The sequence below is a fragment of the Dechloromonas aromatica RCB genome (genome assembly GCF_000012425.1).
Genome location: NC_007298.1, coordinates 773,737 through 796,916 on the forward strand (window position 1 = coordinate 773,737; position 23,180 = coordinate 796,916).

At 55.6% G+C, this 23,180-nt stretch carries 23 protein-coding genes and 1 tRNA gene; 20 read left to right on the top strand and 4 right to left on the bottom strand.

Annotation, left to right across the window (positions count from 1 at the left end; genetic code table 11):
- The first annotated feature begins 102 nt into the window (after positions 1–102).
- Positions 103–1,956 (top strand): TolC family outer membrane protein, encoded by a 1,854-nt coding sequence (locus DARO_RS03655; protein WP_083761474.1) that lies wholly within the window; start codon positions 103–105, stop codon positions 1,954–1,956.
- Between the two features lie 87 nt (positions 1,957–2,043).
- On the opposite strand, the gene DARO_RS03660 is transcribed toward DARO_RS03655, so the two are convergent.
- Positions 2,044–2,673: a YbhB/YbcL family Raf kinase inhibitor-like protein gene (locus DARO_RS03660; RefSeq protein ID WP_011286472.1), complete on the bottom strand. Its 630-nt coding sequence runs from the start codon at positions 2,671–2,673 to the stop codon at positions 2,044–2,046.
- Between the two features lie 15 nt (positions 2,674–2,688).
- A complete protein-coding gene (murJ, locus tag DARO_RS03665; RefSeq protein ID WP_011286473.1) occupies positions 2,689–4,239 on the bottom strand; it encodes a murein biosynthesis integral membrane protein MurJ in 1,551 nt (516 codons plus the stop codon).
- Between the two features lie 307 nt (positions 4,240–4,546).
- Between murJ and DARO_RS03670 the strand changes: the two genes are divergently transcribed.
- Positions 4,547–4,622 (top strand) — tRNA-Thr (locus tag DARO_RS03670).
- 143 nt (positions 4,623–4,765) lie between these two features.
- Positions 4,766–4,891, top strand: coding sequence for a hypothetical protein (locus tag DARO_RS23235; protein WP_497463022.1), 126 nt, complete (start codon positions 4,766–4,768; stop codon positions 4,889–4,891).
- 95 nt (positions 4,892–4,986) lie between these two features.
- Here the strand turns inward: DARO_RS23235 and DARO_RS03675 are convergent, their stop codons facing one another.
- On the bottom strand, positions 4,987–5,955 hold the full coding sequence (locus DARO_RS03675) for a diguanylate cyclase (RefSeq protein WP_011286474.1): 969 nt from the start codon (positions 5,953–5,955) through the stop codon (positions 4,987–4,989).
- A gap of 148 nt (positions 5,956–6,103) precedes the next feature.
- On the opposite strand from DARO_RS03675, the gene DARO_RS03680 reads away from it, so the two are divergent.
- The 11 genes from DARO_RS03680 to DARO_RS23010 all read left to right on the top strand — a co-directional run bounded on the left by DARO_RS03680 (position 6,104) and on the right by DARO_RS23010 (position 16,031).
- Positions 6,104–6,871 (top strand): 3-hydroxyacyl-CoA dehydrogenase, encoded by a 768-nt coding sequence (locus DARO_RS03680; RefSeq protein ID WP_011286475.1) that lies wholly within the window; start codon positions 6,104–6,106, stop codon positions 6,869–6,871.
- 57 nt (positions 6,872–6,928) lie between these two features.
- Positions 6,929–9,367 carry a heavy metal translocating P-type ATPase gene (locus DARO_RS03685; protein WP_011286476.1) on the top strand — a complete coding sequence of 813 codons (2,439 nt, stop codon included), beginning with the start codon at positions 6,929–6,931 and terminating at the stop codon, positions 9,365–9,367.
- Complete coding sequence (ccoS, locus tag DARO_RS03690; RefSeq protein WP_011286477.1) at positions 9,367–9,558, top strand: cbb3-type cytochrome oxidase assembly protein CcoS; 192 nt, start codon at positions 9,367–9,369, stop codon at positions 9,556–9,558. The genes DARO_RS03685 and ccoS overlap by 1 nt, the downstream gene beginning before the upstream one ends.
- Positions 9,559–9,850: 292 nt before the next feature.
- The gene (gene ccoN, locus DARO_RS03695) at positions 9,851–11,278 is read left to right on the top strand and encodes a cytochrome-c oxidase, cbb3-type subunit I (RefSeq protein WP_011286478.1); all 1,428 of its coding nucleotides are present in this window, start codon (positions 9,851–9,853) and stop codon (positions 11,276–11,278) included.
- A 10-nt stretch (positions 11,279–11,288) separates the two neighbouring features.
- Positions 11,289–11,930, top strand: coding sequence for a cytochrome-c oxidase, cbb3-type subunit II (ccoO, locus tag DARO_RS03700; RefSeq protein WP_085961220.1), 642 nt, complete (start codon positions 11,289–11,291; stop codon positions 11,928–11,930).
- Positions 11,931–11,935: 5 nt separating this feature from the next.
- The gene (locus tag DARO_RS03705; protein WP_011286480.1) at positions 11,936–12,112 is read left to right on the top strand and encodes a CcoQ/FixQ family Cbb3-type cytochrome c oxidase assembly chaperone; all 177 of its coding nucleotides are present in this window, start codon (positions 11,936–11,938) and stop codon (positions 12,110–12,112) included.
- Positions 12,113–12,127: 15 nt separating this feature from the next.
- Positions 12,128–13,027 carry a cytochrome-c oxidase, cbb3-type subunit III gene (gene ccoP / locus DARO_RS03710; protein WP_011286481.1) on the top strand — a complete coding sequence of 300 codons (900 nt, stop codon included), beginning with the start codon at positions 12,128–12,130 and terminating at the stop codon, positions 13,025–13,027.
- 130 nt (positions 13,028–13,157) lie between these two features.
- Positions 13,158–14,576: a cytochrome c oxidase accessory protein CcoG gene (gene ccoG, locus DARO_RS03715; RefSeq protein WP_011286482.1), complete on the top strand. Its 1,419-nt coding sequence runs from the start codon at positions 13,158–13,160 to the stop codon at positions 14,574–14,576.
- Positions 14,577–14,591: 15 nt separating this feature from the next.
- A complete protein-coding gene (locus DARO_RS03720; protein ID WP_157037133.1) occupies positions 14,592–15,101 on the top strand; it encodes a FixH family protein in 510 nt (169 codons plus the stop codon).
- 29 nt (positions 15,102–15,130) lie between these two features.
- Complete coding sequence (locus DARO_RS22125; protein ID WP_011286484.1) at positions 15,131–15,271, top strand: DUF3149 domain-containing protein; 141 nt, start codon at positions 15,131–15,133, stop codon at positions 15,269–15,271.
- 355 nt (positions 15,272–15,626) lie between these two features.
- The gene (locus DARO_RS23010) at positions 15,627–16,031 is read left to right on the top strand and encodes a TonB family protein (protein ID WP_198134096.1); all 405 of its coding nucleotides are present in this window, start codon (positions 15,627–15,629) and stop codon (positions 16,029–16,031) included.
- Positions 16,032–16,038: 7 nt separating this feature from the next.
- On the opposite strand, the gene DARO_RS03730 is transcribed toward DARO_RS23010, so the two are convergent.
- On the bottom strand, positions 16,039–16,572 hold the full coding sequence (locus DARO_RS03730; RefSeq protein ID WP_083761591.1) for an NUDIX hydrolase: 534 nt from the start codon (positions 16,570–16,572) through the stop codon (positions 16,039–16,041).
- Positions 16,573–16,752: 180 nt separating this feature from the next.
- Between DARO_RS03730 and motA the strand changes: the two genes are divergently transcribed.
- The 6 genes from motA to DARO_RS03760 all read left to right on the top strand — a co-directional run bounded on the left by motA (position 16,753) and on the right by DARO_RS03760 (position 23,174).
- A complete protein-coding gene (motA, locus tag DARO_RS03735) occupies positions 16,753–17,610 on the top strand; it encodes a flagellar motor stator protein MotA (protein ID WP_011286487.1) in 858 nt (285 codons plus the stop codon).
- Between the two features lie 25 nt (positions 17,611–17,635).
- The gene (gene motB / locus DARO_RS03740) at positions 17,636–18,586 is read left to right on the top strand and encodes a flagellar motor protein MotB (RefSeq protein ID WP_011286488.1); all 951 of its coding nucleotides are present in this window, start codon (positions 17,636–17,638) and stop codon (positions 18,584–18,586) included.
- 20 nt (positions 18,587–18,606) lie between these two features.
- Complete coding sequence (locus DARO_RS03745) at positions 18,607–19,824, top strand: methyl-accepting chemotaxis protein (RefSeq protein WP_011286489.1); 1,218 nt, start codon at positions 18,607–18,609, stop codon at positions 19,822–19,824.
- Positions 19,825–19,842: 18 nt separating this feature from the next.
- A complete protein-coding gene (locus DARO_RS03750; RefSeq protein WP_011286490.1) occupies positions 19,843–20,208 on the top strand; it encodes a response regulator in 366 nt (121 codons plus the stop codon).
- 88 nt (positions 20,209–20,296) lie between these two features.
- Positions 20,297–22,651, top strand: coding sequence for a chemotaxis protein CheW (locus DARO_RS03755; RefSeq protein WP_011286491.1), 2,355 nt, complete (start codon positions 20,297–20,299; stop codon positions 22,649–22,651).
- Positions 22,652–22,673: 22 nt separating this feature from the next.
- The gene (locus DARO_RS03760) at positions 22,674–23,174 is read left to right on the top strand and encodes a chemotaxis protein CheW (RefSeq protein ID WP_011286492.1); all 501 of its coding nucleotides are present in this window, start codon (positions 22,674–22,676) and stop codon (positions 23,172–23,174) included.
- Positions 23,175–23,180: the final 6 nt, after the last annotated feature.

Sequence of the window (23,180 nt, forward strand, 5' to 3'; positions counted from 1 at the left end):
ATAATTGGCGCAAATTTAGAGGGGCCTCTTTCTGCTTCAGGGCGTTTGCACGCTGCAACGCTCAAGGAAGAGGCTTTTTCAACCGAGTTTACAAGTGCCAATATGAAATACAACGCCGTTGCTTCACTTTTCCTGGCAGCTGCCATGCCGGCTATCGCTCAGATTCCGTCCGTATCGAACCCGGCTCTGGCAACATTGAAGGATGTCGCCCAAAGAGCCGTCCTGAATAGCCCGGAAGTGACCTCCAAATGGCACAATTACAAAGCGGCCGATGAAGAAATCGGTGTGGCGCGCGGCGGCTATTTTCCCCGCGTTGACCTGACAGCCGGTTCGGGGCGCGAGAGCCTGCGCCAGCCGTCGACAGCTGACCGCGACTACACTCGCAGCGGATACATGCTGAGCCTGAACCAGATGCTGTTCGATGGCTTTGCCACGCGCAACGAGGTTCGTCGGCTCGACAAGGCTAAGCTGGTTCGTTACTACGAGTTGCTCGATGCCTCCGAAAATGTCGCGCTCGAAGCCGGGCGTGCTTATCTCGATGTGCTGCGTTACCGCCTCCTGGTCGATCTCGCCAAGGATAACTACGTCCAGCACAAGGCGACCTACGACCAGATCCAGCGTCGCACCCAGAGTGGTGTTGGCCGTCGGGTGGACTTTGAGCAGGCCGGCAGCCGTCTTGCCCTGGCCGAAATCAATCTGCTTACCGAAAACGCCAATTTGCATGACGTGACCGCTCGCTTCCAGCGCCTGGTCGGCGCCCAGCCGGATGGCGCCATTGTCGCGCCGACCTTGGTCAGCACCGCCTTCCCAACGCAGGCCAAGGTGGCGCTTGATACCCTGCACAAAAAGAATCCGGCGCTGCTGGCTGCTACCGAAAACATCGAAGCCGCCCAGTATGAAATCAATACCCGGCGCGCCGCCTATTCACCGAAGCTCGACTTCCGCGCCCGTACCGACCAGACCAAGAACTATCTGGGGGATACCGGTCAGCGCGACTATAACGTGGCCGAACTTGTCGTTAGCTGGAACCTCTTCAATGGCGGTTCCGACCGCGCTCGTGAAAAACAGACCATCGAGAAAAAGAACCTGGCGTTCGATCTTCGTGAAAAAGCTTGTCGCGATACCAGGCAGACCCTGCTCATCGCCTATAACGACGTTCTGCGTCTCAAGGAGCAGTCGGTTCATCAGGCACGTCAGGTTGTCCTCCTCGAAAAGACTCGTGATGCCTACCGCGATCAGTTCAATGTTGGACAACGCACCCTGCTTGACCTGCTCGATACCGAAAACGAACTGTTGTCTGCCCGTCGCTCAGCCGCCAATGCCAACACCGACCTGACTTTGGCTTATCTGCGGACCTATGCCGGCATGGGGACGCTGCTTGAATACCTCGGTCTCCAGCGTCTCGATGCGGAAACTCCGGATGCCAAGGATCTGGCTGAAATCGATCCGGCTCAGCTTTGCCCGAACGACCCGATTGCCTTGAGCCAGCCGGACCGCGAGGAGCTGAATGCCAAGGCGGCCGCACTGAATGCCGCCAAGCCGATGGTCATGCCGGTGCCGGTTACGATAGGCGGCGAGGCCGATATCCAGAATCAGGTCAGGTCTTGGGCTGCTGCGTGGTCTGCTCGCGACTACTCAGCTTACGCCGCTTTCTATGCGCCGACCTTTACGCCGGATGGTGGCCTTTCACGTGAGGACTGGGCGCAACTTCGTCGCAGCCGTATTACCGCTCGCGGTGAAATCAACGTCGATGTGCAGGAGTTGAAAGTCCGTATGGATGGAAATGACCGTGCTTTTGTCGAGTTCCGCCAGATTTATCAATCGAATGCTTACCGCGATACTACCCAGAAGACCCTTGAAATGATCCGGGTTGGCGGCAAGTGGCTGATCAACCGCGAAAGCTCTGTCCCTTGTGCCGGAAATACCGTCGGCGGCTGCAAGGGGCTAATTCGCTAATCCGAGCTTCCGGCCGGCTAAAGACCGGTGACTGGACAAATAAAAAGGCCATGCTACCGAGCATGGCCTTTTTGCTGCTAGCCGGGTTTAACCCAGCAGCTTGCGGTTCAGGGTATAGGTTCCGATCAGGCAGGCTTCGGCCAGGATGTGCCCCTGAATGGCGGCGCGGGCTTCCGGGCCGCCAAATTTGCCGGCAAGCGGCAATTGCTCGATATCCAGCGCATAGACCGTGAAAACGTAGCGATGGATGATTTCATCGTTCCAGGGCGGGCACGGGCCGTCGTAGCCGTAGTAGTCGCCCCGCATGTCGTTGTCGCCGGCAAACCAGTCCGTGTAGTTGTTGATGCCCTGGCGGGCGCCGTAAGCGGCCTGTGGCCCCGGCTTGCCACGCGGTGTGACTTCGCCGCTGAATTCGCCTTCTTTCAGGCTGGTGATCGAGGCAGGCAGATCAATCAGAACCCAGTGGAAAAAGTCGACACGCGGCAAAGAAGCAGGGACGCTTCGCCCCTCCTGATTAACGTCGTCTCCCTGGCTGGGAACATCCGGATCATGGCAGATGACAGCAAATGATTTGGTCCCGGCCGGAACGTCGCTCCAGGATAGCTGGGGATTCTTGTTGCTTCCCAGGCAGACGTGATGAGCCGGGTCCGGAATGCAGAAGGAGTAATCCCCCGGGATTGTTTGTCCGTCGGCAAAACTGCCACTGGTCAATTTCATCGTAGTCTCTCCTGATTATGGGGCTGTGCGGCGCTTGAAGTCGCCGAGGCGGAAGCCAAGAATCCATAGTGTAGCGAAATAGACGATGGCGCCAAGTGGTACAAGCCATGCAAGGTGAATTATCCGGTCGATGAAACTGAGTTGCAGCCAGCTGTTTTCCCTACCCATCCCGAACCACAGGACACCGCCCATGGCGACCAGCGCCACGCCCAGTTTCGCCACAAAACTGCCCCAGCCAGCCTGTGGTTCGTAGATGTCGAGCCGGCGCAGGCCGCGATAGAGCATGAATGCATTCAGGCACGCCGCCAGCCCGATCGACAGGGCCAGGCCGGCATGGCCGATCCAGCCAATGAAGGCGAGGTTCATCAGTTGGGTCGCGGTCAGCGAGATCAGGGCGATGCGAACTGGCGTTCGCACGTTCTGCCGGGCATAGAAGCCAGGAGCCAGCACCTTGACCAGAATCATGCCGGTCAGGCCGACGGTGTAGGCGACCAGCGCCTCGCGGGTACGGAAGACATCGTCTGGCGAAAAGGCGCCATGGAAAAACAGCGTGGCGATCAGGGGGACGGCCAGAATTGCCAGTCCGAGCGCTGCCGGCGCGGCGAGCAGCAAGGTCAGTCGCAAGCCCCAGTCGAGTAGGCGGGAGTATTCGATATGTTCGTTGCTGGCGTGATAACGCGACAGCGATGGCAGCAGGATGGTGCCCAGTGCGGCACCCAGCATGCCCGACGGAAACTCCATCAGACGGTCTGCATAGTAGAGCCAGGAAACGCTGCCGGTCTTCAGAAAAGAGGCAAAAATCGTGTTGATCAGCAAGCTGACCTGGGAAACCGAAACGCCGACCACGGCCGGGCCCATCAGCGTCAATATCCGGCGCACCCCGGGGTCAGCCCAGGCAGCCCGCCAATTCAGGGAGGGGCGGGGCAGCATCGAAATTTTCTTCAGTGCGGGAATCTGGATCGCCAGTTGCAACAGGCCGCCGAGAAAAACGGCCCAGCCCAGTGCCAATACCGGCGGGTCGAAATATGGTGCGGCAAACAAGGCCATGCCGATAAAGGACAGGTTGAGCAGGACCGGGGTAAAGGCCGGCAGCGCGAAGCGGCTCCAGCTGTTCAGCAAACCGCCGGCCAGGGCGACCAGCGACATGAAGAATATATAAGGGAAGGCGATGCGGGTCAGCGTGATTGTCAGTTCGAACTTGCCGGCATCTGCGGCAAAACCCGGAGCGGAGATCCAGACCAGCAGCGGCGCCGCGGCAATGCCGATGGCAGTTACGGCAAACAGGATGATCGACAGCAGGCTGGCGACGTGATCGACCAGTGTGCGGGTGTCTTCTTCACTGCGCTTGTTCTTGTATTCGCCCAGGATGGGTACGAATGCCTGGGAAAAAGCCCCTTCGGCAAACATCCGCCGCAGCAGGTTGGGCAGTTTGAAGGCGACAAAAAAAGCGTCTGTGGCCAGTCCTGCGCCAAAGGCGCGAGCAATGACAAAATCCCGAACGAAACCGAGGATTCTCGACAGAAGGGTCATTCCGCTGACTGTGGCCAGCGCGCGAAGCAGATTCATTGGGTCTTGGCGTTGCCTGAAATGGTTTGAAAAAAGCGCCAATTCTACGCTCTGCTTTCCACGGAAACAGCGAAAGTCAAATGCTGTCCGGCTTTTCAGCGTTCCTCGTTGTCGCCCGCTCGGCTGCGCGTTCGGCGACAAACAAAGCAACAGGCGATCGGGGGCGCTCGAGCGATGTCGTGGTGGCTAGCCCGTCTCCGCTGGTGAGACTCGCCAGTTTGTTGAGGTCGGTCGATGGCGGCAGGAGCTTGGTCTGCTGCCTGTTGCCCGCAAGGCGCTGCTGTTGTACAATCCGCCGCCTTGGTTTGCCGCTTTAGCTCAGTTGGTAGAGCAGTTCATTCGTAATGAAAAGGTCGCCAGTTCGATTCCGGCAAGCGGCACCATATTGATTTAGCCCACCTCGTGTGGGCTTTTTCATTTACTCAGCCCGTTTTTAAAACTAGGCTTTTTGCCCTTCGGCTCTTTGTGGCCTCGGTGTGGCCGGTTTGGCCAACGCGGCAGGGCAACGATCAGTGGTGGAAAGTGCTTGGACATGCTCGAAGGTGTGCTCAGAATTTCTTCTCAGCTGTGGATGATCGCTCATCGCGTAGCGGGTTATGCCCTGCTGAACTTACTTGATGACCCGGCCATTCTGGCCTTGGCATTTTGCTAGCTTGTCCGTTTCAGTGGCTCCTGGGCCGCAGTCAGGCTGACGGATTACCGCGTCGCTGACGGAGTGCTCGATCCGCCGCGTAAAAAGGGAGCGGGTTACTGCTTGAATGCCACACGGTTTCTGCCGGCGCGTTTGGCTGCATACAGACCGGCATCCGCAGTTCTGAGCAATTGCTGTGGTGCCTTGTCTGCACTGGGGCATGTGCTGGCGACGCCAAAGCTGCAGGAAATGCGCCCGTCGATACCGCGCTCATGGGGGATGCAGAGGTCGCGGGCGGACTGGCGCATGCGTTCGGCAACGGCGTAGGCGCCATTGGCATCGGTGCCGGGCAGGATGGCAACAAACTCTTCGCCACCGTAACGCGCCACGGTATCTTCAACCCTGAAGAGGGATTCACTGAGTGAGCTGGCGACAGCTTTGAGGCAGACATCGCCGGCTTGGTGGCCGTATATGTCGTTGAATTGTTTGAAAAAGTCGACGTCGCTGATAACGATGCTGAGTGGCGTTTCGGTCCGAATGCAGCGTTTCCATTCGGCGGCCAGAGTGTCATCAAAGTGCCGGCGATTCGGGATGCCGGTCAGGCTGTCCAGAATGGCGATTTCCTTGAGCTGCCGGTGCACCGCGCAGATTTCCTGCTGTCTGGTTGCGATGCGGAGCATGGCCCTGACCTTGGCCAGCAGGACAACTTCCGAGACGGGTTTGTAAAGGAAGTCGTCGGCGCCGGCCAGGATGCCTTTGGCCAGAATGTCTTCATCATTGACCGAAGAGAGCAGGACGATAGGCGTCCATGGCGAAAAGCCGGCTTCGTCTCTTGATTGCTCCCAAGTGCGGATGGTCCGGGTCAGCGAAATGCCATCGATACCCTGCAGCGCATCGTCCAGCAAAACCATGCTGGGCCAGGTTTCCTGAATAATCTTCAGGGCCTGCTCGCCCTCCCCGGTGGCGACCGTCCGGATATCCGGCAACTGATGAAGGCACTCGCAAATCTGCCCCCGATTCGCGGCAGAAGGGGCGATGACGAGCACGGTCGGCCTGTTTTTGCCAGATGCTGGCTGATCGAACATGGTGGGAGCGCTTTGATGGCTGATCTATTTTTTCATCATAGCACCACTATGAAACAGGGGCTTTTTCCTTTGCTGAATCCGGGAGTAATATGTCGTTTTTCCATACGGTACCGTCTGGAGTGATGTCGGGTTTTGAGGAGGAGTGACAATGCAAATCAAGGATAAAGTGTTTCTGGTGACCGGTGCCGGCTCAGGCTTGGGGGCGGCAACGGCGGTAGCTTTGGCTGAAGCCGGGGCCAAGGTGGTGCTGGTCGATCTCAATCGGCAGGCCGGTGAGAAGCAGGCTGCCGATCTGGGTGACGGTGCATGTTTCGTTGAAACGGACGTTGCCAGCGAGGCCTCCGCAGTCAATGCGATCAATACGGCGATTTCCAAATTTGGCGCCCTGCACGGGCTGGTCAATTGTGCGGGCGTAGCGCCGGCAGAGAAAGTCGTGGGCAAGGAAGGGCCGCACAAACTGGAAAGTTTCGCCAAGGTTATCAACATCAACCTGGTTGGCACCTTCAATATGATTCGCCTGGCCGCAGACGCGATGATGAAAAACGCGCCTGATGCCGGCGGTGAGCGGGGCGTGATCGTGAATACGGCCTCGGTTGCTGCTTACGAAGGGCAGCTTGGACAGGCTGCGTATGCGGCTTCGAAGGGCGGCATTGTTGCGCTGACGCTTCCCGTTGCTCGCGAACTGGCGCGTAGCGGTATCCGCTGCATGACCATCGCCCCGGGCATTATGGAAACGCCGATGTTGCTGGGTATGCCGCCTGAAGTCCAAGATGGGCTGAACAAGATGGTTCCGTTCCCGACCCGCATGGGCAAACCAGCCGAATACGCGGCGCTGGTTCGGCACATCGCCGAAAACGCCTACCTGAACGGCGAAGTGATCCGCTTGGATGGTGCGATCCGGATGGGCGCCAAATAAACTATACTTCGGCTCCGCCCTTGATCTAAAAGGCACTTCGGTGCCTTTTTTGTATTTATGCCCCAAGCTTCCTGTTATCACTGTGGCCTGCCCATTCCCGATAATGTCGATCTGTCGGTGAAGATTGGTGGCGAGCCGCGGGCGATGTGTTGCTTTGGTTGCCAGGCGGTGGCCCAATCCATCGTTGAGAATGGCCTGGAAGACTATTATCGCAGTCGCGATTCCTTGCCCGAATCGCCACGTGAGGCGATGCCGGCTGTGCTCGACCAGCTTGCCTTGTTCGACCATGCCGAATTCCAGAAAAGTTTTGTCAAGGAACTTGGCCAGAATGAGCGCGAGGCTTCCCTGCTGCTTGAGGGTATTACCTGCGCCGCCTGCATCTGGCTGAATGAACAGCACATTGGGCATCTGCCGGGCGTGACGGCAATGGATATCAACTACACGACACGCCGAGCGCGCGTGCGTTGGGACGAAACCCGCATCAAGCTGTCGGACATCCTTGGCGCTATTGCTGCCATTGGCTATCGGGCCTACCCCTACGATGCGGCGAAAAACGAGGAAATTTCCCGCAAGGAGCGGCGCGGCGCGCTGTGGCGTCTTTGGGTGGCAGGGTTCGGCATGATGCAGGTGATGATGTACGCCTATCCGGTCTACATCGCTGATGGCGATATGGCGCCCGACATAGAAAGCCTGATGCGCTGGGCCAGTTTGCTGCTGACCTTGCCCGTCATTTTTTATTCCTCAGCACCTTTCTTCCGTAATGCCTGGCGGGACATCAAGCTGCGCCGCGTGGGGATGGATGTTCCTGTCGCGCTTGGTGTTGGCGCCGCATTTCTGGCCAGTTGCTGGGCGACCTTCATGCAGGCCGGTGAGGTCTATTTCGACTCGGTCACGATGTTCATATTCTTCCTTCTTGGCGGACGTTTTCTGGAAATGACCGCCCGCCAAAAGGCGCTGAGTGTGACCGAGGCGCTGGCCAAGTTGATGCCGGCTTTTGCCCAGAAAATGCCTGGATTTCCATCGGATCGAACCACCGAGCAGTGCGTTGTGGCGGATTTGCATCCCGGTGACTATGTGCTGGTGCGGGCTGGCGACATTGTGCCGGCCGATGGCCGGGTTATCGACGGGATCAGTTGTGCCAACGAGTCGTTGTTGACGGGGGAAAGCAAGCCGGTGCCGAAGTCGCCGGGTGATGCAGTAACCGGCGGGGCAATCAATGCAGAAAGTCCCCTGGTCGTGCGGGTTGATCAGGTTGGAGAAGGAACGCGTTTGTCGGCAATCATCCAGTTAATGGAGAGGGCGGCCGCGGAAAAACCCAAAATCGTCGAATTGGCTGACCGCATTGCCAGCTATTTCGTCGCCGTGCTGCTGGCCGTCGCCGTTTTTGTTGCCATCGGCTGGTATTTCGTCGATCCATCGAAGGCTTTGTGGATTACGGTATCCGTGCTGGTCGTTACCTGCCCGTGTGCCTTGTCGCTGGCCACGCCGATTGCGTTGACCGTTTCGGCAGGTGCTCTGGCCAAGGATGGTTTGCTGGTTACACGAGGTCATGCCATCGAAACGCTGGCCCGGGCTACGCATTTCGTTTTCGACAAAACCGGTACGTTGACGACGGGGCGCATGCATTTGGTGGATGTGCTCCCGGTTGCAGGCTTGGGCAAGGATGAGTGTCTAGCAATCGCTGCTGCCCTCGAGCATGCCTCCGAGCACCCTGTTGCTACAGCCTTGCGTCGTGCGGCAGGGGCGCAATTGCCGGAGATTTCGGCGGCGCTCAGCGAGCCAGGGCAGGGCATCGAAGCCCTCGTGGCGGGGCGGCGGTACCGGATCGGCCGACCAGAATATGCCTTGGGCTTGGGGACTGGAGCTTTGCCTGACGCAGCGGCTGCCTGGCTGGAAAGTGGCGATACCGTCGTCGTTCTCGGCGACGAAACAGGCTGCCTGGCGCTTTTCCGGATCGGTGACGAACTTAGGCCGGAGTCAGCTTCCTTGATTTCGGAGTTGCTCGCGGCTGGCAAAAAAGTCGTGCTTTTGAGTGGCGATGCGGCCTCGGTGGCCAATCGTGTTGCGGCTTCATTGGGCATTGACGATGTCCGGGCTGGCGTAACGCCTCAGGGCAAGCATGATTGCGTGAAGAGATTGCAGGCGGAAGGGGCGCTGGTAGCCATGGTCGGCGATGGGGTCAATGACGCGCCGGTGTTGGCTCAGGCGCAGGTTTCAGTGGCGATGGGGGGCGGTGCCCAGCTAGCCCGAACCCAGTCCGATTTCGTCCTCCTTTCCGAAAATCTCGATCATCTGCGCTATGGTTTGCGCCGTGCCCGGAAAACCCTGCTGGTTATCCGTCAGAATCTCTGGTGGTCCTTCGCGTACAATTTCATTGCACTGCCCTTGGCGATTGGTGGTTATGTGACCCCTTGGTTGGCAGGTATCGGTATGTCGGCCAGTTCATTGCTGGTCGTGCTCAATTCACTGCGTATTCAACGCGTGGAGACTGACTGATGGAAAGTGTTTATCTTCTGATTCCTGTTTCGGTGATCCTGGTGTTTGGGATCGCCTTGGCTTTTTGGTGGTCTGTGCGCAGCGGTCAGTTTGATGACCTGGAGGGGCCGGGGTTTCGCATCTTGATGGACGATAATCCCCCCCCAAAGCCAGTTGAACAGCCCGAATCCGATAAAGCAGAGAAAGTTTGACCTGTGTCAACGTGCCGGTGCGCGCGCAACGGCAATATGGCGTCATTGCGAAACGCGAGTTTCGCTGCGATTCTCTGTTGGGGTTGGGGTGCGTTGCGACGCACCCTTTTTTTGTCTACTTGCAGACCGCTTGCCGTCGCGACTAGCTAATTCGGACTAATTGCACTTAGATAATCGGTAGGTTGATCTAGGTCAAATCGGCCCCTCTCAACTAGAATAACATCCGTTTCTATGTGCCCCCTTGGTTTCAGGGAGGTGGGCATTCCGTTTTTTATTAACGAGAGGTGGGTTCATGTCTGGAACGCAAACCACATATAACGATAAGGTCGTACGGCAATTCGCCGTCATGACTGTCATCTGGGGCATCGTCGGCATGCTTGTCGGTGTCATCATTGCAGCTCAACTAGTCTGGCCGGAATTGAATTTTGGTCCGTGGTTGCACTTCGGGCGCCTGCGTCCGTTGCATACCAACGCGGTTATTTTTGCGTTTGGTGGCTGTGCTTTGTTCGCAACTTCTTACTGGTGTGTTCAGCGCACCAGCCATGCCCGTCTTTGGGGTGGTCCGCTGGTTCCCTTTACCTTCTGGGGTTGGCAGCTTGTCATTTTGGCTGCTGCAATCACGCTGCCTTTGGGTATGAGTCAGGGCAAGGAATACGCAGAGCTGGAGTGGCCGATCGACATCCTGATCACGCTGGTCTGGGTTTCTTATGCGCTGGTCTTCTTCGGAACGATCGCCAAGCGTACGGTTTCTCATATCTACGTAGCCAACTGGTTCTTCGGTGCTTTCATCATCGCTGTCGCGCTGCTGCATCTGGTTAATAGTGCTGCCATGCCGATTACGCTGACCAAGTCCTATTCGGTCTATTCTGGCGTGCAGGATGCGATGATTCAGTGGTGGTATGGTCACAACGCCGTGGGCTTCTTCCTGACCGCTGGCTTCCTGGGCATGATGTACTACTTTGTGCCGAAGCAGGCTGGTCGTCCGGTTTACTCCTATCGCCTGTCTGTGGTCCACTTCTGGGCCCTGATCTTTACCTACATGTGGGCTGGTCCTCACCACCTGCACTACACCGCGCTGCCGGATTGGACTCAGTCGGTCGGTATGGTGTTCTCCCTGATTCTGCTGGCTCCGTCCTGGGGTGGCATGATCAACGGCATCATGACCCTGTCGGGTGCCTGGCATAAGTTGCGCGACGACCCCATCCTGAAGTTCCTGATCACTTCATTGTCTTTCTACGGTATGTCTACCTTCGAAGGTCCGATGATGTCGATCAAGACTGTCAATGCGCTGTCGCACTACACGGACTGGACCGTCGGTCACGTGCACTCCGGTGCTTTGGGCTGGGTGGCCATGGTTTCCATTGGTTCCATCTATTACCTGCTGCCGAAGCTTTTCGGCAAGACCGAGATGTACAGCACCAAGCTGGTCACAACCCACTTCTGGATCGCTACCATCGGTACCGTTCTGTATATCGCCTCCATGTGGATTGCCGGTGTGATGCAGGGCTTGATGTGGCGTGCGGTTAATGCCGACGGTACGCTGGCTTACAGCTTCGTCGAATCCGTCAAGGGCTCCTACCCGTTCTGGGCGATCCGTTGGCTGGGTGGTGTCCTGTTCCTGTCTGGCATGCTGATCATGGCTTTCAACATGTTCAAGACCATGGCTGGCGGCAAGACTCAGGATATGCCGGTGATCGCTCCGGCTGGTCATCACGCCTGATTAGGGAGAGATAACAATGCTTAAGCATGAGCAAATTGAAAAGAGCGTAGGCCTGCTGATTGTACTGACGCTGCTTACCGTGATTTGGGGTGGCCTGCTCGAAATCGTTCCGCTGTTCTTCCAGAAATCGACCACGACGCCGGTTGAGGGTGTGAAGCCTTACGATGCGGTGCGTCTGGTTGGCCGCGACATTTACGTTCGCGAAGGTTGCTTCCTTTGCCACTCGCAGATGATTCGTCCGTTCCGCGCTGAAACCGAGCGTTACGGTCATTATTCTGTGGCTGGCGAGTACGTCTACGATCACCCGTTCCAGTGGGGGTCCAAGCGTACCGGCCCGGATCTGGCTCGCGTTGGTGGCCGTTACTCCGACGAATGGCAGCGTGCCCACCTGATGAATCCGCGCGACGTGGTTCCTGAGTCCAATATGCCGGCATTTGCCTTCCTGGCAAATACCAAGGCCAAGGATTCGGTTGGTGCAGATGTCGAGAAGAAGATGCAGGTCATGCGTAGTTTTGCTAACGCCCGTGGTATTCCGACCTATACGGATGAGGAAATCAAGGGCGCCAAGGCCGCTATCGGCGACAAGACCGAGCTGGACGTCCTGATTGCCTACCTGCAGGGTATGGGTACGGCGCTGAAGAACGTCAAGTAATAGCCATGGACATCAACGATCTGCGTTCTATCACCACGGTTCTGGGGTTGCTCTGCTTTCTCGGGATTGTGGGGTGGGCTTATGGCAAGAGCAGCAAGAAGGGGTTTGAGGAAGCTGCTAATCTGCCGTTCGCAGAACATGATGACGAAGGTGTGGCGTCCAAAACGTCGCACCCGCGCTGATATAAAGGAAAGCAAATGAGCGATTTCGTTAGCGATTTTTGGAACATGTACGTGATTGTGATTGTGGTGGGTAGTATTCTCGCCTGCGCAATTCTTCTCTACATGCAGGGCAAGGCGACCTTCACTCCGGGCAAGACCATGGGTCATGTCTGGGATGAAACCCTTGAGGAATACAACAATCCAATGCCCAAGTGGTGGAGTTGGTTGTTCATCATTACCGTGGTATTTGCCTTTGTTTATCTGGCGCTGTACCCGGGCCTGGGGAACAATAAAGGCATCCTGAACTGGACGGCAGTCGGTCAGCACAAGGCTGAAGTTGACAAGATGGATGCTGCAGTTAAGCCGCTGTTCGACAAGTACATGGCCATGGATATCAAGGCAGTTGCTGGTGACAAGCAAGCCATGGAAATGGGTAAGCGCCTGTTCCTGACCTACTGCATGCAGTGTCATGGTGCTGATGCGCGTGGTGCCAAGGGCTTCCCGAATCTAACCGATACTGACTGGCAGTATGGCGGTGAGCCGGAGCAAATCAAGGAAACCATCTCGAACGGTCGTATGGGTATCATGCCGCCGCACGAACAACTGGGTGCTGATACCATCAAGGATCTGGCCAACTTCGTGCGCTCCCTGTCCGGTCTGCCGAGCGACTCTGTTCGTGCAGCAAAGGGCAAGGAAACCTTCACTTCCGCTGGTTGCGTTGGATGCCACGGTATGGATGCCAAGGGTACCCAGGCTGTTGGCGCGCCGAATCTAACCGATAAGGTTTGGTTGTACGGTTCTTCCGAAGCGACCATCACCGAGACGATTACCAAGGGGCGTCAGAACCAGATGCCGGCCTGGAAAGATTTTCTCGGCGAAGCTAAGGTTCATTTGTTGTCTGCCTATGTGTTCAGCTTGAGCCAAGGCGCCAAGTAATTGGCTGAAGCGGGGCGGCAGGGCCGCCCCGCTTTTCTTTATGTATATATGGCTGACCTGTATCAAAATTGCGTTGCTTAAAACGCCGAACTATCCACGCTTAGCGCAATTTCGATACGGATAAGACACTATGGAATCTGCTGATAATAATCCTCCGGCCAAGCCGGGTAATGCTTCCGCGCCTGTTTCTTTCTACGAGAAACACAAAAAAGTTTATATCCGGGAGGTCAAGGGCTGGTGGAATAACTGGCGCTGGATTCTGGTGTTCTTTACTCAGGTGCTTTTTTATGGGGCACCTTGGTTAGAGTGGAATGGGCGGCAGGCAGTTCTTCTGCACCTCGTCGAACGTAAGTTCTATCTCTTTGGCTTGGTCCTGTGGCCTCAGGATGTTTTCTATCTCGCATTGTTGCTGATCGTTTCAGCTTATGCGCTGTTCCTCTTTACTGCCATCGCCGGGCGATTGTTCTGTGGTTACGCCTGTCCCCAGACGGTGTACACCGAAATATTCATGTGGGTCGAAAACCGAATCGAGGGTGACCGTGCTGCGCGGATGAAGCTCGACAAGGGGCCGATGACGGCACGAAAGTTCGGTCTTAAGGCAGTCAAGCATGTGATCTGGTTGCTTATTTCTCTGTGGACAGGTTTTACGTTGGTTGCTTATTTCACGCCGGTGAGTGAACTTCTGGCGGCGCTTCCATTTGATTTCTCGGGCTGGGAACTGTTCTGGACATTGTTCTATGCCGGGTTTTGCTATATGCAAGCTGGTTTCCTGCGTGAACAGGTCTGCAAGTACATGTGTCCGTATGCCCGCTTTCAAGGGGTGATGTTCGATCCGGATACGTTGGTTATTACTTACGATCCGGAGCGTGGTGAGCCACGTGGTGCTCGCAAGAAGGGCGTTGATGCGAAGGCTGCCGGAGCCGGTGATTGCGTCGATTGCGGTCTATGCGTGGCGGTTTGTCCCACCGGTATTGATATCCGCAAAGGCCAGCAGTACGAGTGTATTGGCTGTGGTGCCTGTATTGATGTGTGTGATCCGGTCATGGACAAGGTCGGCTTGCCGCGGGGGCTTATCCGCTATACGACCGAAAATGCCCTGGAACAACATTTCAGCCCGAAAGATGTTCTGTCCCATATTCTCCGGCCGAGAATCATACTCTATACGACGATATTGCTGGCGATCATGGCCGCCTCCACTTGGTCTTTGGCGACGCGTGTGCCGTTGAAGGTGGATGTGATTCGTGATCGTTCGATCTTGGCGCGTGAGGGCGACGACGGTCGGATCGAAAACGTTTTTAACCTAAAGATTATGAACACTACCGAGGAGCCCAAGCGCTACGCGCTGTCGGTAGAGGGAATGGACGGGATCGAGATCGTTGGCGAACGGATTGTCGAAGTTGGTAGCGCAGAGAATCACGAAGTTACCATCGTTGTCCGCGTCCCTCCGGAGTCTGGCAAGACGGGGGCTAACCCCATTTATTTTGATATCAAGGCCCAGAATCACGACAAAATCGCGGTTCATGAGAAGGCCTCCTTCCTGATGCCCTGATATATGAGCAATTCAATGACCCTTCGTAGTAACAATCAACCTTGGTACAAGGAGCGCTGGCCCTGGATTCTGATGGCAGGACCTGCCGTTGTAATCGTGGCCGGTGTTATTACCCTGTGGCTGGCCGTGGTCAGTAATGACGGGCTGGTGACGGATGACTATTACAAGCAGGGATTGGCCGTGAATCAGCAATTGCATAGAGAGCATCAGGCCGGGAACTTGGGGCTTCATGCAGATGTGATGCGGGCTGGCGCCAACATACGCTTGCTTATCGCGGCGGACGGGGACGCAAAGTTGCCGAGTGCACTTTTCCTCAAGTTGGCACATCCAACCCGGGCCGGTCAGGACCAGTCGGTGCAGATGAGTTCGGAAGGACAGGGCTTCTACAGCGGCAAGCTGGCTGCAGAGGTGACGGGGCGTTGGCTTGTTTCGATTGAAGATCCTGCCGGGCAATGGCGGCTTCAAGGAGAGTGGCAGGCTGATTCGGAGGAACCGCTACGCTTGGTGGCGAAGGCGGATAAGTAATTTCTTTATTTGTTACTGGGAGGTGACTTATGGCATGGGAACTATTGTTTACTAGCGATATCGGTCTGATGAGTCTTGTCGTGATCGTTGGCGTTCTGGTTATCGGTGCAGTGATGGGCAAGATGTACGCCGGCAAGATGGACGAAGAGTCGCGTAAACTGGGTAAGTAACTACCTCGTTCGTTGCGCCGTTCCCCGAGCGGTGAATGATCGTAAGCCCCCGTTCGGATCTTCCGTCGGGGGTTTGTTTTTTTTGGCATGGAATCGATAATACTGGCGCATGCTTCGTGCCCTGCTGATATCCATTGCCTTGCATTTGGCGATCCTGCTCTCTCCCGCTTTGCCTTATGGGGCGGAGAGGCAATGCTGCTCTTCGAAAAAGACTCTACTGAGAGGGAGTCTCAGGCAGTCTCCTAGTGCCGGCGAAGCTTTTGTCGCTCAAGACAGCAGCTTAGCGCCGCAGGGGACGCTGTTCTCTTCGGGAGGGGGGCGGCATAGCGCTCTCCGGGGTAAATCGAAGAGTTCAGTGGAGCAGCGTCCCGCCTCCCTTCCAATCGCGGCATCTCCGCTCTCTTCGTTGCAGGGTGGTCACGATGCCGGGGCGGCAATACTTGCTGAGGCGCAAGCGCTAGCTTCAGAAGGGGCGCTAGAGTACCGCTTGAATGTGGCGCGCGAAGCGCGAAAGTTCAAGCGCTATCCACTGATTGCTCGTGAACGTGGCTGGGAGGGTGTGGTTGTCGTTGCTGTCTCGATGGCGCTGGTTTCGGCTCGCCCTGTCGTTTCGCTGGAGCGCTCGAGCGGATATGATGTACTCGACCGCCAAGCGCTGGAAATGATGGCGGAGGCGGTAACACAGGCACCCTTGCCGGTAGGAATGCAGGGCCGAAAGTTCGGGATTAGCTTGCCTGTCGAGTATCGGCTAGCTGAATAATAATCGGCTAAAGCGGCCCGAGTTGAGCTTCGTGAAAACCGAATCTGCCGTCTTTGCGATCCGCCAGGTAATGTTCCAGGCACAGTGTGACGCTGCGAAACGCTAGATTTTCCCAAGGAATTTCCTCGGGGGTGAAAAGGTAGACTTCCAGGCTTTCTTCTCCGGCTGCGTAGTTCGATCCCCTTAGTTTTCCCCGATAAAAGAGATGGACCTGATTGATGTGGGCAATGCTGATGAGGGCAAATGGCGCATCTACAAAAATATCTGCACCGGCCTCTTCGTGGGTTTCACGAATTGCAGCTTGCGTAGTGGTTTCTCCGTTCTCCATGAAGCCTGCTGGTAATGTCCAAAAACCGTGGCGAGGCTCAATTGCCCGTCGGCAAAGTAATATGCGGTCCTCCCACTCGGCGACGCAGCCGACGATCAGTCGGGGGTTTTCGTAGTGAATGTGGCCGCAGGCGTTACAGACGTGCCTAGGCAAAGCGTCTCCGCTTGGAACTATAAAGGAAACACTTGAGCCGCAATGATTGCAGTACTGGATCACGGTGGACTCGGCTTAAAACGATGGTTTTCAGTGTATCACTTTGCTATCAGAGCCATTCAGAGTTCCGCGGCGAGTGGCCGTTTCTTTGCACATGGGCATTTCATGTGGCTACAATAGCGAAAACCAATTACTAGGCGGATCTGCGCCGGTTCTCGCTGGCGCGATAGGGGGCTTTGCATGTTTCTGATTGTCGGGTACGTCATTATTCTGGCTGCGGCGTTGGGGACGTACGCCATCCACGGTAGCCTGCTTGCCCTGTGGGTGCCTACGGAATATGTAGCTATCGTTGGTTTGACCATCGGCTACTTCGTTGCGGCAAACAATATCAAGGTTATCAAGGCCACGGTGGCCGCTGTGCCTGGGATACTCAAAGGCTCGAAATTCAACAAGGCTTTCTATATTGATACATTGGCGATGCTTTTCGAGATATTGGCCAAGGTGCGCAAGGAAGGATTGATGTCTATCGAAGGCGACATAGAAAATCCGGATGCGAGCCCGATTTTCAGTAAATACCCAAATTTGGTTCACGATCATCACATCATGGAGTTTGTCACTGATTATCTGCGGATGATGGTTGGCGGCAACCTGAATACGGTGGAAATCGAGAGCTTGATGGATGTGGAGTTGGAAACGCATCATCATGAGGCGGCGGAGCCTGGTCATGTGGTGTCAAGTATTGCGGGGGCCGTGCCTGCCTTTGGTATCGTCGTGGCGGTGATGGGGGTGGTGAACGTCATGGGCTCCGTGGGTTCTCCGCCAGCGGTTCTGGGTAAGATGATCGGTGGCGCCTTGGTCGGTACCTTTCTTGGTATTCTTATTTCATACGGATTTGTTGAGCCAGTTGCCAAACTGATGGAACAAAAGGCGAATGAGGGTTCAACCATCTACAAGTGCATCAAGATGGTTCTGCTGGCGTCGATGTCTGGTTATGCCCCGCAGGTTGCCATTGAGTTTGGCCGAAAAACCATTGATTCTGGTTCCCGTCCCGGTTTCGTTGAACTCGAGGAAGAACTGAAGGCTCGCAAGGGCAAGTAAGTCAGTATAGCCACAGACCAATGTAATGAGCGACGATTCCACACGCCCCATAGTCATCAAGCGCAAGAAGGTAGTTGCAGGAGGCGCGCACGGCGGTGCATGGAAAATTGCCTATGCCGACTTCGTGACCGCCATGATGGCGTTCTTCCTGCTGATGTGGTTGCTTGGTTCAACGGCGAAGGGGGATTTGCAGGGAATCGCCGATTTTTTCCAGAATCCTTTGAAGGTTTCTCAGCAAGGAGGGGCTGGGTCTGGTGACGCGACCAGCATTCTTCAGGGAGGCGGCAAGGATTTGACTCGGCAGTCGGGCCAGGTCAAGCGAGGCGATGTTGAAGCAAAAAAATCGACGTCCTTCTCCAAGGAGGCACAGGCAGAGTTTCGCCGCAAGGAGCAAGAGCGTCTGGAGAGCCTGAAGGCAAGCATAGAAAAAATGATTGAACAAAGCCCCCAGTTGGCCCAGTTCAAGAAGCAGATGCTGCTTGATATTACATCCGAAGGCTTGCGTATCCAGATTGTCGATGAGCAGAATCGCCCAATGTTCGACTCCAGCAGCGCCGATCTCAAGCCTTATACCCGGGACATTCTTCGCCAGATAGGCAAGGCGTTGAATGGTGTTTCCAACCGGATCAGCCTGGCAGGTCATACCGACGCGGCCCAGTTTGCCGGTGGTGAAAAAGGCTTTTCCAACTGGGAACTGTCGGCCAATCGGGCAAATGCTTCTCGACGCGAGTTGGTGGTGGGGGGGATGGATGACAGCAAGGTGCTCAGAGTGGTTGGCTTGGCATCCACTGTTTTATTCGACAAAAATGACCCTTTGAATTCAGTCAATCGGCGTATCAGCATCGTTGTGCTCAATCAGAAAACCGAAATGGCCATCCTTCAAGAAGAGGGGCCTGAGTCGGATGTTGGGAATGAAGAGAACGGGCTCGAAGGGCTGATCCTTCCAGGGGGAGGCAAAAAAGGAACCGCCGGCTGAGGGTTTCTGGAGGAGAGGGAATGAACGGCAATGGCAAGTTGATCTTGATCGGCGCTGGTTGGACAATGCTGGTTGCTGCCGTGCTTCTCGCTGTAGAACCCGCGGCACGTTCGCCGGTCGTGGTTTTTTCCCTGGTTGTGATGCTTGTTGGCTGGTTGATTGCCGGCAGCATGGTGGGGAGGGCATCTTCCGTCAGCGACAGTGCTACCGAGGCCAGGCGCATTGGGCGCGACATCATTGAGCGAAGCGGTAATGCGATTATTCGTGTTTCCACTGAGGCGTCGCGCCAAGTCGAGGAGATGCGTGGAGAGGTTGCCCGCGCCCAGAATATTTTCAACGAGGCAATTGATAAGCTGGTCAGTAGTTTTCAGGGGATGAATGCCCTGATTCAGCGTCAGCAACAACTTGGGATGCAGGTTGTCTCCGGAGGCGGCGATGCTGGGGCTGCGACGGAGTTCCAGATGTTCGCCAACAAAACGTCCGAAACATTGCGTCAGTTCGTTGATAGCGTGGTCGAGAATTCGCGGCTAGCCATGTCCTTGGTCGAGATGACCGATCGAGTCACTAGTCAGATGGGTGAAGTGCGTGGCCGGCTCGGTGAAATAGAAGGGATTGCCAAGCAGACCAATCTTCTGGCGCTCAATGCCGCCATCGAAGCGGCTCGAGCGGGCGAGGCGGGCCGGGGATTTGCGGTGGTGGCTGATGAGGTTCGGGACTTGTCCGGGCGAACCAACCATTTCAGTCAGCAGATTCGTGATTCCTTGCAAAAGATGCAAATAACGATTGAAGCAACGGAGGCCGCAATCAATCAGATGGCGGCTCAGGACATGACCTTTGCCCTGACTTCAAAGAGCGATGTTGAGCAGGCAATGGTTGGCATCAACGATATGAACCAGCGTACAGGTGAAACCGTCAGTGAGTTGAATACGATAGGGGAGCAGGTTGAACAGGCGGTCAATCAAGCTATTATGTCCCTGCAATTTCAGGATATGGTTACCCAACTCCTGGGGCATGTTACGCGGCGCCTGGATATGGTGGATGAAATGCTTGCGGATGAACAGAAGATGGCGGGGGCGCTGAACAATCATGGAGATGGCGCAGCCACTCTGACCGCATTGGCTGATATTTGCCAGCATATTGACCATATTTCGCAAAAAATTAGTGTAATTTCACAAAAAGTAGATAATAATCCTGTTGCTCAAACCAGCTTCGCTAGTGGCGATGTTGAGTTGTTCTGATTTTTTCACGAGGAAAAAATGGCAAAAACCGTTCTTGCAGTTGACGATTCCGCATCCATCCGTCAGATGGTGTCATTTACCCTGAAGAGTGCGGGTTATGACGTTGTTGAGGCTGTCGACGGAATGGATGGTCTGGAAAAGGCAAAGACCAAAAGTGTCAATCTGATCCTGACTGACCAGAACATGCCGCGCATGGATGGGCTTACCTTGATCAAGAATCTGCGTGGACTGCCGCAGTATGCGTCAACGCCTATTCTGATGCTGACGACCGAATCTTCCGATGCCATGAAGTCGCAAGGGCGGGCTGCCGGAGCCACTGGCTGGCTGGTCAAACCGTTTGATCCGCAAAAACTGATTGAAGTCGTGCGCAAGGTGATCGGCTAAGCACAAGCCGGCTGACCTGTAACGGGGCAGGTCGTTCGCATACCATTTTCGGCTGCCAGGGAACTGGCAGTCGTGCTCGGGGGGTAGCATGGCTATCGACATGAGTCAGTTCTACCAAGTGTTCTTCGATGAATCGGCTGAGCACTTGGCTGCAATGGAGGGGCTGCTGCTTGATCTGGATATAGACAATCCGGACTCAGAGCAACTCAATGCTATTTTCCGTGCTGCGCACTCAATCAAAGGCAGCGCCGGGACGTTCGGGTTTACTGACCTGGCGGAAACGACCCATATTCTTGAAAACCTGCTTGATCGAATTCGCAAGCAGGAACTCGGCTTGCGAGCCGATATGGTCGATGCGTTTCTGGAGTGCGGTGATCTGTTGCGCGGCATGCTTGAGGCTCATCAGGGCCGGGGTGAAGCTGTTGATCCGCAGAGTGTGGCGTCAATTTGTGCCCGATTGCGCGAACTCTCTACCGATCTGCCGCCTGACTTGGCGCAGGGGGGGGGCAAGGCTTTAGCGGAAGGCGTGGCAGCACCATCTGTCGATAAGCGTGTTTTTGATATCCAGTTTGTTCCGACAGAAATTTCGGCAAAAGGTGATGGTGTCACCAATCTACTGGACGAATTAAAGTCGCTTGGCCAGTTGGAAATATTGAGCCAGCCGGATGCGGATATTCATAGTGTGGGTTACTGGCAGGTTCGTCTGATCTCTGATCTTGGGCAGGAAGCATTTGCTGATCAGATTGATTTCATCGCCGAAAACGGTGCCTGGCGAGTTGTCGAGGGCAAGCTTTCAGTCGGGGAGCCTGATCCAGCCTTCGGTTTTTTTGATGACTCACCGGGTACGCCCGATGACGATCAGGGCTATGGCTTTTTTGCTCCACTCGATCCTTCGCCGATTGTAGAGAACGCTGCAGCCTCTGAGCAGGCTGGGGATGATGGGTATGGTTTCTTTGAGGCCTTGCCGGCGACCAATGTTCCTGAATTGATGCCTTCCGTTGGTGCCGATGATGAGGGCGATGGCTACGGTTTCTTTGCTCCTTTGTCCGCTGCCGAAAAAACGCCTGAAGTATTGGAAGAGGGGGATGGCTTCGGATTTTTTGTTCCGGTCTCGCCATCGGCGGTGTCTAGTGTTCCAGCGACGCAGATCCCATCGCTGATTGCAGAGATTGATTCTCCGTTACCTGCCGTTGTTCCGGAAAAATCGCCGGTCGAATCGCGAGCCCGTGCGGCGAAGGCGGCTGGGCCTGCCGTTGCCGCAGGTGAATCATCCATTCGTGTCAGCATTGAGAAGGTCGATCAATTGATCAACCTGGTCGGCGAACTGGTCATAACGCAGGCGATGTTGTTGCAAACTGCGACCCAGATGCAGGAAAGTGCGCCTGAGCGACTGGTCAACGGCTTGGCTCAATTGGAGAGAAATACACGGGATTTGCAAGAGTCGGTCATGTCTATCCGGATGATGCCGATTTCCTTCGTTTTCTCCCGCTTTCCACGAGTGGTGCGCGATCTTTCGGGCAAGCTTGGCAAACAGGTTGAGCTGAAGACCTCTGGGGAAACGACTGAACTGGACAAGAGCCTGATCGAGCGGATTGCCGATCCACTGACTCACCTCATCCGAAACAGTCTTGATCACGGCATCGAGTTACCTGAAAACCGTATTGCTGCCGGTAAGAGTCCGATCGGAACCATCACCCTGAAGGCCTATCACCAAGGGGGGAATATCGTGATTGAGGTCGGTGACGACGGCGCTGGCCTGCCTCGTAACAAAATTCTTGCCAAGGCCCGGGAGCGAGGCTTCCAGGTCTCCGATCAGATGACTGACTCGGAGGTTTTTAACCTCATTTTCGAGGCTGGCTTCTCGACTGCGGAACAAGTGACCGATGTCTCTGGCCGGGGCGTCGGTATGGATGTCGTGCGTCGTAACATCCAGTCCATGGGTGGGCGGGTCGAGATTGAGTCGATGCTTGGGGTAGGCACCCGGATGACCGTTCGCCTGCCATTGACCTTGGCGATTCTCGATGGCATGTCAATTGCCCTTGGCGATCAGACCTATATTCTGCCGCTCTCCTACGTGATCGAATCGTTCCAGCCGCGGATGGGGGACATCAAGACGCTTTCCAATCAGGCGAGGGTGATTCAGGTTCGGGGCGAATACCTACCCGTTGTGGTCCTCCACGAACTGTTCAACATCAAGCCGAGTGCGAATGATTTTACTCAGGGCATCATGGTCGTGATTGATGCGGATGGGGTCAAGGCGGCGCTGTTTGTCGATGCGCTGGTTGGACAGCATCAGGTGGTTATCAAGAGCCTGGAGGCCAATTACCGCCGGGTGCAAGGTATTTCCGGAGCAACCATCATGGGGGATGGCCATGTGGCTCTTATTCTGGATGTGTCTGCGATCGCCGGAATGGCCAAGACAAGTATGCACAAAGCCGCCTAACGGCTGATTTGAGGAGCAAAAGATGGAAGCGATAACGCAAAACGGGACAGCGGTGGCGGAAGAGGACCTGGTCGCCAGTGAGTACTTGACCTTCACCCTCGGTAGTGAGGAATATGCAATAGATATACTCAAGGTGCAGGAGATTCGTGGCTACGAGCAGCCCACCTTGATTGCTAACGCCCCTGCCTTTATCAAAGGGGTGATCAATTTGCGCGGCATCATCGTGCCCATCGTCGATCTACGTATCAAGTTCAATCTTGGCAAGATCGAATACACCCCATTTACCGTGGTGATCATTCTCAATATTGCCGGGCGGGTAATCGGCGCAGTTGTGGACAGCGTTTCTGACGTAATGTCGCTGAACCGTTCTCAGATTCGCCCTGCCCCTGATTTTTCCGGAAGTTTTGATACGAAGTACATTCTCGGCCTCGCGTCGCAGGATTCCCGCATGATGATCGTGACCGATATCGAGCGCCTGATGTCGAGTGCCGACATGGAATTAATCGATTCGGCGACTGAATAAAGCCAC

Bases quoted from the DNA above. Each gene is read 5' to 3' on its own strand.
- ccoG (WP_011286482.1), top strand. From the start codon at position 13,158: ATGGAATCTGCTGATAATAATCCTCCGGCCAAGCCGGGTAATGCTTCC.
- DARO_RS03745 (WP_011286489.1), top strand. From the start codon at position 18,607: ATGAACGGCAATGGCAAGTTGATCTTGATCGGCGCTGGTTGGACAATG.
- ccoP (WP_011286481.1), top strand. From the start codon at position 12,128: ATGAGCGATTTCGTTAGCGATTTTTGGAACATGTACGTGATTGTGATT.
- DARO_RS03705 (WP_011286480.1), top strand. From the start codon at position 11,936: ATGGACATCAACGATCTGCGTTCTATCACCACGGTTCTGGGGTTGCTC.
- DARO_RS03720 (WP_157037133.1), top strand. From the start codon at position 14,592: ATGACCCTTCGTAGTAACAATCAACCTTGGTACAAGGAGCGCTGGCCC.
- DARO_RS03750 (WP_011286490.1), top strand. From the start codon at position 19,843: ATGGCAAAAACCGTTCTTGCAGTTGACGATTCCGCATCCATCCGTCAG.
- DARO_RS03685 (WP_011286476.1), top strand. From the start codon at position 6,929: ATGCCCCAAGCTTCCTGTTATCACTGTGGCCTGCCCATTCCCGATAAT.
- DARO_RS03675 (WP_011286474.1), bottom strand. From the start codon at position 5,955: ATGTTCGATCAGCCAGCATCTGGCAAAAACAGGCCGACCGTGCTCGTC.
- murJ (WP_011286473.1), bottom strand. From the start codon at position 4,239: ATGAATCTGCTTCGCGCGCTGGCCACAGTCAGCGGAATGACCCTTCTG.
- ccoN (WP_011286478.1), top strand. From the start codon at position 9,851: ATGTCTGGAACGCAAACCACATATAACGATAAGGTCGTACGGCAATTC.
- DARO_RS03655 (WP_083761474.1), top strand. From the start codon at position 103: ATGAAATACAACGCCGTTGCTTCACTTTTCCTGGCAGCTGCCATGCCG.
- DARO_RS03760 (WP_011286492.1), top strand. From the start codon at position 22,674: ATGGAAGCGATAACGCAAAACGGGACAGCGGTGGCGGAAGAGGACCTG.
- DARO_RS03755 (WP_011286491.1), top strand. From the start codon at position 20,297: ATGGCTATCGACATGAGTCAGTTCTACCAAGTGTTCTTCGATGAATCG.
- DARO_RS03680 (WP_011286475.1), top strand. From the start codon at position 6,104: ATGCAAATCAAGGATAAAGTGTTTCTGGTGACCGGTGCCGGCTCAGGC.
- DARO_RS22125 (WP_011286484.1), top strand. From the start codon at position 15,131: ATGGCATGGGAACTATTGTTTACTAGCGATATCGGTCTGATGAGTCTT.
- DARO_RS03660 (WP_011286472.1), bottom strand. From the start codon at position 2,673: ATGAAATTGACCAGTGGCAGTTTTGCCGACGGACAAACAATCCCGGGG.
- motA (WP_011286487.1), top strand. From the start codon at position 16,753: ATGTTTCTGATTGTCGGGTACGTCATTATTCTGGCTGCGGCGTTGGGG.
- ccoS (WP_011286477.1), top strand. From the start codon at position 9,367: ATGGAAAGTGTTTATCTTCTGATTCCTGTTTCGGTGATCCTGGTGTTT.
- motB (WP_011286488.1), top strand. From the start codon at position 17,636: ATGAGCGACGATTCCACACGCCCCATAGTCATCAAGCGCAAGAAGGTA.